At 70.5% G+C, this 12,869-nt stretch carries 15 protein-coding genes; 8 read left to right on the plus strand and 7 right to left on the minus strand.

Annotated features, from left to right (window positions below; translation table 11 throughout):
- Positions 1–156 precede the first annotated feature (156 nt).
- On the minus strand, positions 157–1,380 hold the full coding sequence (locus ACZ7DL_RS00270; RefSeq protein WP_470770189.1) for an NAD(P)-dependent malic enzyme: 1,224 nt from the start codon (positions 1,378–1,380) through the stop codon (positions 157–159).
- A 547-nt stretch (positions 1,381–1,927) separates the two neighbouring features.
- On the opposite strand from ACZ7DL_RS00270, the gene ACZ7DL_RS00275 reads away from it, so the two are divergent.
- From ACZ7DL_RS00275 to ACZ7DL_RS00285, 3 genes are read left to right on the plus strand one after another with little or no spacing between them, the layout of a single operon-like run.
- Positions 1,928–2,887 carry an ABC transporter substrate-binding protein gene (locus ACZ7DL_RS00275; RefSeq protein WP_470770190.1) on the plus strand — a complete coding sequence of 320 codons (960 nt, stop codon included), beginning with the start codon at positions 1,928–1,930 and terminating at the stop codon, positions 2,885–2,887.
- Positions 2,888–2,925: 38 nt separating this feature from the next.
- Positions 2,926–3,861, plus strand: coding sequence for an amino acid ABC transporter permease (locus ACZ7DL_RS00280; protein WP_470770191.1), 936 nt, complete (start codon positions 2,926–2,928; stop codon positions 3,859–3,861).
- On the plus strand, positions 3,858–4,664 hold the full coding sequence (locus ACZ7DL_RS00285) for an amino acid ABC transporter ATP-binding protein (protein WP_470770192.1): 807 nt from the start codon (positions 3,858–3,860) through the stop codon (positions 4,662–4,664). Before ACZ7DL_RS00280 ends, ACZ7DL_RS00285 begins: the two co-directional genes overlap by 4 nt.
- Before the next feature lie 63 nt (positions 4,665–4,727).
- Here the strand turns inward: ACZ7DL_RS00285 and ACZ7DL_RS00290 are convergent, their stop codons facing one another.
- Positions 4,728–5,486 (minus strand): class I SAM-dependent methyltransferase, encoded by a 759-nt coding sequence (locus ACZ7DL_RS00290; RefSeq protein ID WP_470770194.1) that lies wholly within the window; start codon positions 5,484–5,486, stop codon positions 4,728–4,730.
- Between the two features lie 100 nt (positions 5,487–5,586).
- On the opposite strand from ACZ7DL_RS00290, the gene ACZ7DL_RS00295 reads away from it, so the two are divergent.
- Positions 5,587–6,216, plus strand: a complete 630-nt coding sequence (locus tag ACZ7DL_RS00295) for a CGNR zinc finger domain-containing protein (protein ID WP_470770196.1) — start codon at positions 5,587–5,589, stop codon at positions 6,214–6,216.
- Here the strand turns inward: ACZ7DL_RS00295 and sodX are convergent.
- Complete coding sequence (gene sodX / locus ACZ7DL_RS00300; RefSeq protein ID WP_470771165.1) at positions 6,120–6,554, minus strand: nickel-type superoxide dismutase maturation protease; 435 nt, start codon at positions 6,552–6,554, stop codon at positions 6,120–6,122. The genes ACZ7DL_RS00295 and sodX overlap by 97 nt on opposite strands.
- A 145-nt stretch (positions 6,555–6,699) precedes the next feature.
- On the opposite strand from sodX, the gene sodN reads away from it, so the two are divergent.
- The 4 genes from sodN (at position 6,700) to ACZ7DL_RS00320 (ending at position 8,968) form a co-directional block, all read left to right on the plus strand.
- Positions 6,700–7,095 carry a superoxide dismutase, Ni gene (gene sodN / locus ACZ7DL_RS00305; RefSeq protein WP_362194992.1) on the plus strand — a complete coding sequence of 132 codons (396 nt, stop codon included), beginning with the start codon at positions 6,700–6,702 and terminating at the stop codon, positions 7,093–7,095.
- Positions 7,096–7,334: 239 nt separating this feature from the next.
- Complete coding sequence (locus ACZ7DL_RS00310) at positions 7,335–7,736, plus strand: helix-turn-helix transcriptional regulator (protein ID WP_470770198.1); 402 nt, start codon at positions 7,335–7,337, stop codon at positions 7,734–7,736.
- Between the two features lie 34 nt (positions 7,737–7,770).
- Complete coding sequence (locus ACZ7DL_RS00315) at positions 7,771–8,187, plus strand: VOC family protein (protein ID WP_470770200.1); 417 nt, start codon at positions 7,771–7,773, stop codon at positions 8,185–8,187.
- A gap of 25 nt (positions 8,188–8,212) precedes the next feature.
- Complete coding sequence (locus ACZ7DL_RS00320) at positions 8,213–8,968, plus strand: VOC family protein (RefSeq protein WP_470770202.1); 756 nt, start codon at positions 8,213–8,215, stop codon at positions 8,966–8,968.
- Between the two features lie 21 nt (positions 8,969–8,989).
- On the opposite strand, the gene ACZ7DL_RS00325 is transcribed toward ACZ7DL_RS00320, so the two are convergent.
- The 4 genes from ACZ7DL_RS00325 to ACZ7DL_RS00340 form a co-directional block, all read right to left on the minus strand.
- Complete coding sequence (locus tag ACZ7DL_RS00325) at positions 8,990–9,322, minus strand: DUF952 domain-containing protein (protein WP_470770203.1); 333 nt, start codon at positions 9,320–9,322, stop codon at positions 8,990–8,992.
- Positions 9,323–9,400: 78 nt separating this feature from the next.
- Positions 9,401–9,706 (minus strand): hypothetical protein, encoded by a 306-nt coding sequence (locus ACZ7DL_RS00330; protein WP_470770204.1) that lies wholly within the window; start codon positions 9,704–9,706, stop codon positions 9,401–9,403.
- Positions 9,707–9,998: 292 nt separating this feature from the next.
- The gene (locus tag ACZ7DL_RS00335) at positions 9,999–11,144 is read right to left on the minus strand and encodes a family 2 encapsulin nanocompartment cargo protein polyprenyl transferase (RefSeq protein ID WP_470770206.1); all 1,146 of its coding nucleotides are present in this window, start codon (positions 11,142–11,144) and stop codon (positions 9,999–10,001) included.
- Between the two features lie 112 nt (positions 11,145–11,256).
- Complete coding sequence (locus ACZ7DL_RS00340; RefSeq protein ID WP_470770207.1) at positions 11,257–12,663, minus strand: family 2B encapsulin nanocompartment shell protein; 1,407 nt, start codon at positions 12,661–12,663, stop codon at positions 11,257–11,259.
- Positions 12,664–12,869 lie beyond the last annotated feature (206 nt).

A 12,869-nucleotide genomic window follows, 5' to 3' on the forward strand; every position in this document is an offset into this window, starting at 1 on the left:
CGGCCCCTGTGACACATGCCCTCTTGCGCACCGGCACCCGGACAGCGCAGCGCGCCACGGACGGGCCGTGAGGGCGCCCTTGTCACCACCCGATCGGGCGAGCCGGTGGGTAAAAAAATGGTCCCGCCCATACGGACGGGACCATTCGGCGCAACGTCAGCGACGGGCGACGCCTTCGGCCCGAGCCGCGGCGGCAACCGCTGCGGTCACCGCCGGAGCCACCCGCTCGTCGAACGGCGACGGAATGACGTAGTCGGCGGCGAGATCATCGCCCACCACGGCGGCGAGCGCCTCCGCGGCGGCGATCTTCATGCCCTCCGTGATCCGCGTGGCCCGCACCTGGAGCGCGCCGGCGAAGATGCCGGGGAAGGCCAGCACGTTGTTGATCTGGTTCGGGAAGTCCGAGCGCCCGGTGGCGACGACCGCCGCGTACTTGTGCGCGACGTCCGGGTGCACCTCGGGGTTCGGGTTGGCCATGGCGAACACGAAGGCACCCTCGGCCATGGAGGCCACGGCCTCCTCCGGGACCGTACCGCCGGAGACGCCGATGAAGACGTCCGCGCCCGCGAGGGCGTCCTCCAGCGAGCCGGTGAGGCCGGCCTTGTTCGTGAAGGAGGCCAGCTCGCGCTTGACCGAGGTCAGGTCCTCCCGGTCGGCCGACACGACGCCCTTGCGGTCCGCCACCGCCACGTCCCCGATGCCGGCCTCGACCAGCATCTTCGCGATGGCGACACCGGCCGCGCCGGCGCCCGAGATGACGGCCCGCAGCTGCCCGATCTCGCGCCTGCTGAGCCGCGCCGCGTTCCGCAGCGCCGCGAGCGTCACGACGGCCGTACCGTGCTGGTCGTCGTGGAAGACCGGGATGTCCAGGCGCTCCTGGAGCCGGCGCTCGATCTCGAAGCACCGGGGGGCCGAAATGTCCTCCAGGTTCACTCCGCCGAAGGAGGGAGCGAGCCGGACGACGGTCTCGACGATGTCGTCGACGTCGGTGCAGTCGAGCGCGATGGGCACCGCGTCGACGCCACCGAACTGCTTGAAGAGGATGGCCTTGCCCTCCATCACGGGGAGCGAGGCCTCAGGGCCGATGTCCCCGAGTCCGAGCACGGCGGTGCCGTCGGTGACGACGGCGACCACGGAGGACTTCCACGTGTAGTCGTTGACCAGCTCCGGCTGTTCCGCGATCGCGGTGCACACGCGCGCGACTCCGGGCGTGTACGCGAGGGAAAGGTCGTCCTTGTCACGAACCGGCACCGTGGCCTGCACAGCCATCTTGCCGCCGCGGTGCAGCGCGAACACCGGATCGAAGGAATCGAGGGGCTCGGCCCCGCCGTCCTGGTCCGTTGTGCCGTCGCTGCGAGGATTGACGATCTCCGCTGCCACTTTGTCTTACCCCTTAGGTATGCATGGTTTGAGGGTCGACCACTCCTGGTGAGGGGTGGGCGGGCACCACGTACGGCTCGATTGCGGATACGTACGAGCTCATACGTGACGGGCGCGCCGCACACGCGCCCTGAGCCCCGGATGAGGGGTGTAAAGAACCTTCTTACCGGACGGAAGGTGCCCGCGACGAGTCCATTAGGCGCAAGGTCACATCGGGCGGCCGGAAGGCGTCGCACAGGTGACGGGCGGGCGAAGGGGCCGGAATGGCGCCAAAACCGCAGGGCCCGACCGATCGCATCGTGAGACAGGCCGAAGATTTTCCGGCTGGAGCGCTGGATTCCCGCAGATGATTCGGTGGCAATGGACCAGGCTTGTACCGACCTGATGCGGTTCGGGGGTCACCCGTTATCCGATTTTGACATAGTGACCCGCCTGAATGGCGCAGTCCGAATGGCAAGATGCCGTAAACCCACGAGGTCGCGACACCCGAAGGTGTGTGTTTCCGTCGACCCATCGGCAACTCTTCCCATCCGCCGGAGGAACCACGATGACCGCAAGCTCCATCCGTCGTACGACCGCCGCGCGCTCCCGTCTGGCCGCGGCCGGTGCGATCGCGGTCGCAGGCGCCCTGCTGCTCACCGGCTGCGGTGACCAGACCAAGGAAAAGAACAACGACTCCGGCAGCGCGTCCACCAGCAGCGCCCCGCTCGCCGACAAGCTCCCCCAGGACATCCGGAACAAGGGCAAGATCAAGGTCGGCTCGGACATCGCGTACGCCCCGGTGGAGTTCAAGGACTCCTCCGGCAAGGCCGTCGGCCTGGACCCGGACCTCGCGGCCGCCATGGGCAAGCAGCTCGGGGTGACGTTCGAGTTCGAGAACGGCACCTTCGACGCCCTGCTCACCGGTCTGCGCTCGGGCCGCTACAACATCGCGATGTCGGCGATGACCGACAACAAGAACCGCCAGGAGGGCGTCGACCCCGACACGGGCAAGAAGGTCGGCGAGGGCGTCGACTTCGTCGACTACCTGACCGCCGGTGTCTCCATCTACACCCGCAAGGGTGACACCGGGGGCATCACGAACTGGTCGGACCTGTGCGGCAAGAAGATCGCCGTCGAGCGCGGCACCGTCTCGGAGGACCTGGCCAAGCAGGAGGCCGAGAAGTGTCCGAAGGGCAAGAAGCTCAGCATCGAGGCGTTCGACGACGACCAGCAGTCCCAGACCCGTCTTCGCTCGGGCGGTGTGGACGCGGCCTCCTCCGACTTCCCGGTGGCGGCGTACGCGGTGAAGACCTCCGGCGGCGGCAAGGACTTCGAGATCGTCGGCGACCAGGTCGAGGCGGCCCCGTACGGCATCGCGATCTCCAAGGAGGACACCCAGCTGCGGGACGCCCTCCAGGCCGCGATGAACGCGATCATCAAGAGCGGTGAGTACAAGAAGATCCTCGAGAAGTGGGGCGCCCAGGACGGCGCCGTCAAGGAGTCCGTGATCAACGGCGGCAAGTGACCCGCGGCACCTGAAGCGGCCACTGAGAGGCAACACCCGTGACTGACATTGACAAGACGGCGGGGCCGACGGACACGCCCCCGGCCGGCGCCGAGGCCATCAAGGCCATCCCGGTCCGGCACTACGGACGCTACGTCTCCGCCGTCATCGCGATCGCGCTCCTCGTCGCGATCATCTACGCGTTCGGCCAGGGCAGGATCAACTGGCACGCGGTACCGGACTACTTCTTCGACGACCGGATCATGACCGGTGTCGGCAAGACCCTCCTGCTGACGGTCCTGTCGATGCTGATCGGCATCGTCGGCGGCATCCTCCTGGCGGTGATGCGGCTGTCGAAGAACCCGGTGACCTCGTCCATCGCCTGGTTCTACATCTGGTTCTTCCGCGGCACCCCGGTCCTGGTCCAGCTGTTCCTCTGGTTCAACCTGGGCCTGGTCTTCGAGTACATCAACCTGATGCCGTTCTACAAGGACTACTGGTCGAACTTCATGACGCCGCTGCTGACGGCGTTGCTCGGCCTGGGTCTGAACGAGGCGGCGTACATGGCCGAGATCTGCCGGGCCGGTCTGCTCGCGGTGGACGAGGGCCAGACCGAGGCGGCCCACGCGCTGGGCATGAGCCACGGCAAGACCCTGCGCCGGGTGGTCATCCCGCAGGCGATGCGCGTGATCGTGCCGCCGACGGGCAACGAAGTGATCAACATGCTGAAGACGACCTCGCTCGTGGCGGCCGTCCAGTATCCCGAGCTCTTCCGTTACGCCCAGGACATCGGCCAGAACTCCGGTGCCCCGGTGGAGATGTACTTCCTCGCCGCGGCCTGGTACCTGATCATGACCTCGGTGCTGAGCGTGGGCCAGTACTACATCGAGCGGTACTACGCCCGCGGCTCCAGCCGCCAGCTGCCGCCGACGCCATGGCAGAAAGTGAAGACGAACATGCTCTCCCTGGGCCGGCCCAAGGGAGGCACGGCATGACCGACAAGCTGAGCAAGACGCAGGACACGCGCCCGCAGGGCACCGTCCCGATGGTCAAGGCGGAGGGCGTCCACAAGTCCTTCGGCCACGTCGAGGTGCTCAAGGGCATCGACCTGGAGGTGAAGCCGGGCGAGGTGTTCTGCCTCATCGGCCCCTCCGGCTCCGGCAAGTCGACCTTCCTGCGGTGCATCAACCACCTGGAGAAGATCAACGCCGGCCGGCTGTACGTCGACGGCGAGCTGGTCGGCTACCGGCAGCAGGGCGAGAAGCTGTACGAGCTGCGCGACCGCGAGGTCGCCCTGAAGCGCCGGGACATCGGCATGGTCTTCCAGCGCTTCAACCTGTTCCCGCACATGACGGCCATGGAGAACGTCATGGAGGCGCCGGTGCAGGTCAAGGGCGTGAGCCGGACGCAGGCCAGGGAACGCGCCATGCAGCTGCTGGAGCGCGTGGGCCTGGCCGACCGGGCCGGGCACTACCCCTCGCAGCTCTCCGGCGGCCAGCAGCAGCGGGTGGCGATCGCCCGGGCCCTGGCGATGGACCCGAAGCTGATGCTGTTCGACGAGCCGACCTCGGCCCTGGACCCGGAGCTGGTCGGTGACGTCCTGGACGTCATGCGCGACCTCGCCGAGTCCGGCATGACCATGGTCGTCGTCACCCACGAGATGGGCTTCGCCCGCGAGGTGGGCGACAGCCTGGTCTTCATGGACGACGGTGTGGTGGTCGAATCCGGTCACCCGCGGGACGTCCTGGGCAACCCGCAGCACGAGCGGACGCAGTCGTTCCTGTCCAAGGTGCTCTGACACTCCGCACGGACAGAGGGGCGGTACGGGTCTCCCGTACCGCCCCTCTCGTTCATGCCCGGCTCACTTCAGCGCCAGCAGCAGGGTGTCCGACGGCGAGCACCACACCGGCCGGGCCTCGCCGAAGCCCCGCTCCAGCAGCGTGCGCGCATGCCAAGCCGCCGACGGCATGTCCCCGTCCGCGTGCTCGCCGTAGATCTCGAAACGGCGGGCGGTCGGCTCGGCGAGGACCGGGTCCCCGGCCGCCAGCTGCCACCAGTCGGCCCAGTCCAGGGCGCCGTCCCGCTTGGCCTGATCCATACGGGCGTGGCGCTGGGCGCGCTCGGCCGCGTTGATCCGGGGCGTGCGCTCATCGATCATGTGGTCCGCGTTCATGAAGACACCGCCGTCGCGGACCAGCTCCGCGACCTGACCGTAGAGGGCCGCGAGGGGTTCGCTGTGCAGCCAGTGCAGGGCCGTGGCCGTCAGGACGGCGTCGTAGGAGTCGTACGGCAGCTGCGCCGGCCAGTCGGGGTCCTTGAGGTCGGCGGTGACGAGCGTGACGCGGTCGTCGCCGTCGAAGGTGCCGTGCGCGATGGCGAGCAGGGCCGGGTCGAGGTCGACGCCGGTGCTGGTGGCCTCGGGGAAGCGCCTCAGCAGCCGGGCGGTGATGCTGCCGGTGCCGCACGCCAGGTCGAGCACGCGCGGGGCGGTGCCGACGAGCGCCTCCACCATGTCGAGCATGATCCGGAAGCGGTCCTCCCGGTCCGGCATGTACCACTCCTGCTGCCGGTCCCAGCTCTCCTGCCAGGCCGCCCAGTCGGTTCCGGTACTCGTGGTCATGGAACCCCGACTCCCCTCGGTTCGCGTAATACCCTGGAAGCACGACCGGCTGTTACCCGACCGCAGACAAGACGATAAAGCGCCTCCGTAAGGACTACAAGTGGAACTGGCCTATTACTCGGATTACGCCGTACGCCTCGTCAACAGCGAGGAGCCGGCCCGGGGCAAGGACACCCTGACCACGGTCGAGGCCGTCCGCGATCTCTTCGGCGGCAACGCGTCGGCGGCCCGCCGCGCCACCGACGCCGACGTGACGCGCTTCCGCTCGGTCCGGGCCCGGCTGCGCGCGGTCTTCGAGGCGGCCGACAAGGGCGACGAGACACTGGCCGTGGACCTGCTGAACTCGCTCCTGCTGGAGTTCCCGGTCAGCCCGCAGATCTCCGGGCACGACTTCCGCGACGAGGACGGCCGGCCGCTGTGGCACATGCACCTGGCCGACCACCCGTCCAACGCCACCGCCGGCTATGCGGCGATCGCGGCGATGGGCCTGGCCTTCCACCTCACCGAGTACGGCGTCGACCGCCTCGGCCTGTGCCAGGCGCCCCCGTGCCGCAACGCCTACCTGGACACCTCCACCAACCGCTCCCGGCGCTACTGCTCGGACCGCTGCGCCACCCGCGCCAACGTGGCCGCCTACCGGGCCCGCAAGCGTCTGGAGGCCGACCGGTCGGGCAGCAGCGGCCTCGCCGCCGAGACCGCCCAGCGCAGCAGCGTGAGCGGCGAACGCTGACCGGCCTTGAGCGGCCGGAACCGGAACCACGCCGTGCCGAGAATCAGTTCCTCGGGCACCACTCCGTAGTCCGTGCTGTCCCCGCCCGCGTACGGGTTGTCACCGAGCACCCACCAGCCGCCCTCGCGCCGCTCCACGGCCCGCTTGACGACCAGCAGGTCCTGCTGAAACGGATGCCGCAGCACCACGACGTCACCGGGCCTGACCGCAGCCCCGTACCGCACGAGCAACTGATCCCCGTGGTGCAGCGTGGGCACCATGGACGGGCCCGTCACCTCGGCCAGTCCGAAGGGCGCCACCGCCCTCCCCCGCTCGGTCTCCTGTGACAGCTCCGGCATCCCCGGCACCTCCCCGGTCCGTTCCTCCACCAGTCTCAGTCTCACCCTGGACTTTTGTCCTAAGCCCTAGGGGGCACCCGAGAAATCGCCTTCCCCAGGGAGTAATGTCACACCTGAGAAGACGATCACGAGGAAGGAATGCTCCATGCTTTCCCGCCTGTTTGCCCCCAAGGTCAAGGTCAGCGCCCACTGCGACCTGCCCTGCGGCGTGTACGACCCGGCCCAGGCCCGCATCGAGGCGGAGTCGGTGAAGGCCGTCCAGGAGAAGATGGCCGGTAACGACGACCCCCACTTCCAGGCGCGCGCCACCGTCATCAAGGAGCAGCGCGCGGAGCTCGCGAAGCACCACGTCTCCGTTCTGTGGAGCGACTACTTCAAGGCCCCGCACTTCGAGAAGTACCCGGAGCTGCACCAGCTGGTCAACGACGCCCTGAAGGCCCTCTCGGCCGCCAAGGCGTCCACCGACCCGGCGACGGGCCAGAAGGCTCTGGACTACATCGAGCAGATCGCCAAGATCTTCTGGGAGACCAAGCAGGCCTGACCCCTCCGGCCTTTTCCGGTCGCCCTCCCCGCACCCGGCCCCCAGGCCGCCGACCTCGGCGCGCCGAAGGGCCGGGTTCGGTCTTTTTCACCTCGGGCACCGAGGCGGAGGCGATCCGGCCGAGCCGGAAGCCGTTCGTCCGAGGCGAGCGGGGGCGGGCCGGCGCCCGGACAAGCGGAGGAAAACGCTCCGTCGAACTGGTGGGTCCCTGGTGTGCGTTCCCGTGCGAAGCTGAGCGGGTGACCGCCCTGGAGGACCTGAGACGGCTGCGCCGCGTGCGCGACCGTATGGACCGCGAGTACGCCGAGCCGCTCGACATGACCGAGCTGGCCCGGGACGCGCTGATGTCCTTGGGGCACTTCCAGCGCAGCTTCCGCAAGGCGTTCGGGGAGACGCCGTACAGCCATCTGATGACCCGCCGGATCGAGCGGGCCAAGGCGCTGCTGCGCCGGGGCGATCTCACCGTGACCGAGGTGTGCCTCGCCGTCGGCTGTACCTCGCTCGGCTCCTTCAGTTCCCGGTTCACCGAGCTGGTCGGCGAGACGCCGAGCGCCTACCGGGCCCGTGACCACGAGGAGAGCGCGGCGATTCCGCCCTGCGTGGCCCGCAGGCTGACCCGGCCGCGCCGCCGCCCGTACTGAGGCGCTGTCCGCGCGTCGGTTCTAGGGTGGGGCCATGGACGTGAAACTCGCGCAGTGTTTCATCGCCGTGGACGACCACGACAAGGCCATCGCCTTCTACCGCGATGTGCTCGGTCTGGAGATCCGCGACGACGTGGGCTTCGAGGGGATGCGCTGGGTGACCCTGGGTTCCCCGCTCCAGCCGGACGTGGAGATCGTCCTGGAGCCGCCGGACGCGAGCCCGGACGCCTCCCCCGCCGACAGGCAGGCGCTCAACGAACTCCTCGCCAAGGGCCTGCTGCGCGGGGTCATCTTCACCACCCCGGACTGCGACGCGCTGTACGAGCGGGTACGGGAGTCCGGCGCCGACGTCCTCCAGGAGCCGATGGACCAGCCGTACGGGGTGCGCGACTGCGCCTTCCGGGACCCGGCGGGCAACCAACTCCGGTTCATCGAGCGGCCCCTGACCTGAACCGGCCGCCGCATACACTCCGGTCATGATGATCCGCTGGACGTATGCGTTCGCCGACCGTCCCGCCGCACGACTCGGTGACGCGGGTGCCTTCTGGACGGCCGTCACCGGTACGCGGCTGTCCGAATTCCGCGGAGACGACGACGAGTTCGTGACGCTGCTGCCCGAGGGGGCGGACCCGAGCGTGAAGCTCCAGGGTGTCGCCGAGGGGGACGGCGGCGCCCACATCGACCTGTGCACCGAGGACGTACGGGAGTTGACCGCCCTCGCCCGCCGGCTCGGCGCCGCGCTCATGGCCGACCACGGCGACTGGGCCGTACTGCGCTCGCCCGGCGGGCAGTTGTTCTGCGCCGTGCCCTGGCACGGGGAGACGGTGCGGCCGCCGGTGGTGTCCGGCAGCCGCCTGGACCAGGTGTGCCTCGACATCCCGCCGTCCCGGTACGAGACCGAGTCCGCCTTCTGGGCCGGTCTGACCGGCTGGGAGCGACGGGCGGGCTCCCGGCCGGAGTTCGCCGTACTGCGGCCGCCGGCGGGCTTCCCCCTCCGGCTGCTGCTCCAGCGGCTCGACGAGGAGCGCCCGGGCTCCGCTCACCTCGACCTCGCCTGTGCGGACATCGCCGCCGTCCGTGCCCGGCACGAGGAACTGGGCGCCGCCCGCGTGCACGAGGGCTCCCACTGGACGGTCATGCGCGACCCGGCCGGCGGCACGTACTGCCTGACCGGCCGCGTCCCGGAGACGGGCGGCCTGCCCGCCGGCCCCGGACAGGCGCGCGCGGACTGACCGGCGGCCTCCCCGGCCGGGTCACCCCCAGGGCTCGACGTCCACCACGGCCTCGACCGGTACCGGGCCGTACACGTGCGGGAACTCCTCCCCGCCCGGCTCGACGGACTCGTACCTCACCGGCGCCCCGACCCGGGCCGGGTCCACGACCAGGACGACCAGTTCGTCCGGGCCGTCGTAGTCGCCGTAGAGGAAACCGGCGACCCGCGGGAGCTGTTCCCGGGTGGAGAAGTGGATGAAGCCCTCCTGCTGGAGGGTGCGGCCCCGGGTGGACAGCTCCCAGGTCCCGCGCTCGCGCGCCTGCTCCCACAGAGAGCGCTCGGTGATGTGCAGAATGGGCGGAAGTTTCGGCATGCGCCCACGCTACGGCGTCCCCGTCCGCCCCATGCGCCCGCCCGCCCACGCCACGGCGTCCCCCGGCAGCCCCTCTGCCTAGACGGCGCTGTTCCCCGCGCCGGTCGCCGACGGGTTCTCCGGGCCGCTGCGGCCCGGCCGGGCCGACGCACCGGCGGATCGGCCGGAGCCGGCAGACCGCTCGGAGCCGGCGCGCCGGCCGGGATCGGCGGGCCGACCGGACTCGGCCGACGACCGGCCGGACTCGGCGTTGGCCGGGCAGTCGGGGTTGCGGCACGGGCCGCGGCCCCAGACCGGTACCCAGGCGCCCAGGGTCTTGTGCCGCTTGACGACCGTGTCGACCGGCTGTCCGCAGACGGGACAGGCCTGGTTCTCGCTGTCCATGCCCTCAGGGTATTGCGGCGGCAGCCTCGGCGCTTCCCGCCGTACGTCCGCACCGGCGCACCGCTGCTGAGGCAGGGGTCCATCCCGCCGTCCCCCGCCTTGGGCGCGCACCGGGCCGAGCGGGTCGTCGGCGACGATCTCGGCGTGCGGGTCTGCCCGTGAAGAGCGGCGTCCCCGCACACTGTGGGGATGTGCGGGGACCACCTGGCCGGAGTCCCGGTGACCGCACGGGGTCAGGAGCCGCACGGGCCCGGGACTCCGGGTTCTACCCGGCCGCCGGGGGGCGGCGGCCTCAGCTGGTGCGCCGGGTGACGAACTCGGCGAGCGCCAGCAGACCGCCCGCCGCCTCCGGATCGGGGACCGCGCATGCCAGCTCCTGCATGGCCCGGGCCATCCGGTCGGCCGCCTCGGCCTGCGCCCAGTCCCGGCCGCCTGCCCGCTCGACGGCCAGCGCCGTACGCGCGATCTCCCCGGCCTCCGCCTCCCCGGCGAGGTGCGGCTTCCCGTACAGCGCGGCGAGTTCGTCCGCCGCCGGGGTGCCGGAGGTGAGCGCCGCCACCACCGGCAGGGACTTCTTGCGGGCGGCGAGATCCGCGCCGGCCGGCTTGCCGGTGTGCTTCGGGTCTCCCCATAAGCCGATGACGTCGTCGATCAGCTGGAAGGCGAGCCCGGCCTGGCGGCCGAAGCCGTCCAGCGCGGCCACCTCCTCCTCGCCCGCACCCGCGTACAGCGCGCCCAGCGCGCAGGCGCAGCCCAGCAGGGCGCCGGTCTTGGCCTCGGCCATGGCGAGCACCTCGTCCAGGGTGACCTCGTCCGGCGCGCGCTGCTCCAGGTCGGTGTCGGTGTGCTGGCCCTCGCACAGCTCCACCACACAGGTCGCGAGCCGGGCCGCGGCCGGGACGGAGGCCGGGTGCGGGTCCTCGGCGAGCACCCGCAGGGCCAGCGCCTGGAGGGCGTCCCCGGCGAGGATCGCGTCGGCGTCGCCGAACACGGTCCAGGCCGTCGGCCGGTGCCTGCGGGTGGTGTCCCGGTCCATCACGTCGTCGTGCAACAGCGTGAAGTTGTGGACCAGTTCGACCGCCGCTGCCGCCCGGACGGCCGCCGGGCGGGCCGCCGGGCCGCCGAGCGCGGCGGCGGCCGCCAGCACCAGCGCCGGCCTTATCGCCTTGCCCGCGTTGCCCGCCGCCGGGGTGCCGTCGGCGTGCTGCCAGCCGAAGTGGTAGAGCCCGATCCGGCGCATGGAGCCGGGCAGCGATTCCACGGCCGCGCGCAGCTCCGGGTCGACCAGGGCCCGGGTGCGCTCCAGCTGCGCCACCGCCTCCTGCGCGTCGAGCGGAGCGGCGGCTTCGCCTCCGGTCTTCTCCGGCGCCTCCCGCGGTGTGCCGGGACGTGGCACACCGGCGGAACGCTCCGCGGTCTCCGTCATGAACTCGGCCATGCCTCCCCCTCGCCAGGTCCGCGGAGGCCGTCGGCACCGGCCCGGCCGGACGCGTACCCCGGGGGCCTGCCCGCCGCGGCGGGCAGAGACACGGCCGCGACGTGCGGAAACGTCACCTCCACCGGCCGATCTCGACGTTCTCCAGCACGCCGAGCGCGTCGGGCACCAGGACGGCGGCCGAGTAGTACGCAGTGACCAGGTACTTGATGATGGCCTGTTCGTTGATGCCCATGAACCGGACCGACAGGCTCGGCTCGATCTCGTCCGGGATGCCGGACTGCCTCAGGCCGATGACACCCTGCTCGGACTCGCCGGTACGCATGGCGATGACGGAGGTCGTCCGGGCCTCGCTGATCGGGATCTTGTTGCACGGGTAGATCGGCACTCCGCGCCAGGTGGGGATGCGGTTGCCGGCGATGTCGACGGTCTCCGGGACCAGTCCCCGCTTGTTCAGCTCACGGCCGATCGCGGCGATCGCGCGCGGGTGGGCCAGGAGCAGCTTGGTGCCCCGGCGGCGGCTGAGCAGCTCATCCAGGTCGTCCGGGCTCGGTACGCCGTCGTGCGGCTGGATCCGCTGGTCGTACTCGCAGTTGCTGAGCAGGCCGAACTCCGGGTTGTTGACCAGCTCGTGCTCCTGGCGCTCCTTCAGCGCCTCGACCGTGAGCCGCAGCTGCTGCTCGGTCTGGTTCATCGGCTGGTTGTAGAGGTCGGCCACGCGCGAGTGGATGCGCAGCACGGTCTGCGCGATGCTCAGTTCGTACTCGCGGGGCCGCGGCTCGTAGTCCACGAAGGTGTGCGGGATGTCGGGCTCGCCGGAGTGGCCGGCCGCCAGCTCGACCTCCTTCTCGCCGTACTTGTTGGTCCGCTGCCGCGGGAGCGAGCGCATCTGCTCCAGGTGCTCGCGCAGTGAGTCGGAGCGCTCCGCGACCTGCTCGAAGTCCTGGCGGCTGAGGATCAGCACCGTGCTCGCGGTGTCCGCGCGGACGGTGTACTCCCAGATCGCCTCCGGGTCGAGCAGGCCCTGGTCGCCGAAGTAGGCGCCGTCGGCGAGGACCCCGAGGACGGCGTCGTCGCCGTAGGGACCCGTGCCGATCTTCTCCACCCGGCCGTGGGCGAGCAGATAGACCTCGTTCGCCTGGTTGCCGAAATCGGCGATCACCTCGCCGGGCGCGAAGTCGCGCTGACGGCATCGCCGGGCCAGCTCCGTCAGCACCTCCTCGTCCTCGTACGACCGCAGGGCCGGCAACTCACCCAGCTCGGCCGGGATGACCTCCACCTGGTTCCCGGTCTTCACAAAGGTGATGCGGCCGTCGCCGACGGCGTACGTCAGCCGCCTGTTCACCCGGTATGTGCCGCCCTGGACATCCACCCAGGGAAGGGTGCGCAGCAGCCAGCGGGAGCTGATCTCCTGCATCTGTGGAACGGACTTGGTAGTGGTGGCCAGGTTCCGCGCTGCCGCCGTCCCGAGGGACTGCTGCGGCTTGCCCTGATCTGTGCGGACCTCTTCGCCTACCGACATAGAAAAATGCCCTCCCAAAGTATGCCCGGTGCCGAATCGCACCGGGCACCGGTCTCGTCACCGAGCGTTCCAGCACGGAGGGTCGCGGCGCCATTACCCGAAAGAGCGGGAATGGATCATCGGATAACCGGGCAGACAGAGGGACCTCACTCCGGCCCTCGCCGATCCGCAGGCTGTCCGGATCGACTCGCACAACATACGAACGA

The organism is Streptomyces sp. NPDC036984, assembly GCF_055607665.1.

What these genes read in the sequence shown, in the direction of transcription:
- ACZ7DL_RS00275 (WP_470770190.1), top strand. Translation starts at nt 1,928, where the DNA reads ATGACCGCAAGCTCCATCCGTCGTACGACCGCCGCGCGCTCCCGTCTG.
- ACZ7DL_RS00285 (WP_470770192.1), top strand. Translation starts at nt 3,858, where the DNA reads ATGACCGACAAGCTGAGCAAGACGCAGGACACGCGCCCGCAGGGCACC.
- sodN (WP_362194992.1), top strand. Translation starts at nt 6,700, where the DNA reads ATGCTTTCCCGCCTGTTTGCCCCCAAGGTCAAGGTCAGCGCCCACTGC.
- sodX (WP_470771165.1), bottom strand. Translation starts at nt 6,554, where the DNA reads ATGCCGGAGCTGTCACAGGAGACCGAGCGGGGGAGGGCGGTGGCGCCC.
- ACZ7DL_RS00340 (WP_470770207.1), bottom strand. Translation starts at nt 12,663, where the DNA reads ATGTCGGTAGGCGAAGAGGTCCGCACAGATCAGGGCAAGCCGCAGCAG.
- ACZ7DL_RS00335 (WP_470770206.1), bottom strand. Translation starts at nt 11,144, where the DNA reads ATGGCCGAGTTCATGACGGAGACCGCGGAGCGTTCCGCCGGTGTGCCA.
- ACZ7DL_RS00290 (WP_470770194.1), bottom strand. Translation starts at nt 5,486, where the DNA reads ATGACCACGAGTACCGGAACCGACTGGGCGGCCTGGCAGGAGAGCTGG.
- ACZ7DL_RS00320 (WP_470770202.1), top strand. Translation starts at nt 8,213, where the DNA reads ATGATGATCCGCTGGACGTATGCGTTCGCCGACCGTCCCGCCGCACGA.
- ACZ7DL_RS00315 (WP_470770200.1), top strand. Translation starts at nt 7,771, where the DNA reads ATGGACGTGAAACTCGCGCAGTGTTTCATCGCCGTGGACGACCACGAC.
- ACZ7DL_RS00330 (WP_470770204.1), bottom strand. Translation starts at nt 9,706, where the DNA reads ATGGACAGCGAGAACCAGGCCTGTCCCGTCTGCGGACAGCCGGTCGAC.
- ACZ7DL_RS00325 (WP_470770203.1), bottom strand. Translation starts at nt 9,322, where the DNA reads ATGCCGAAACTTCCGCCCATTCTGCACATCACCGAGCGCTCTCTGTGG.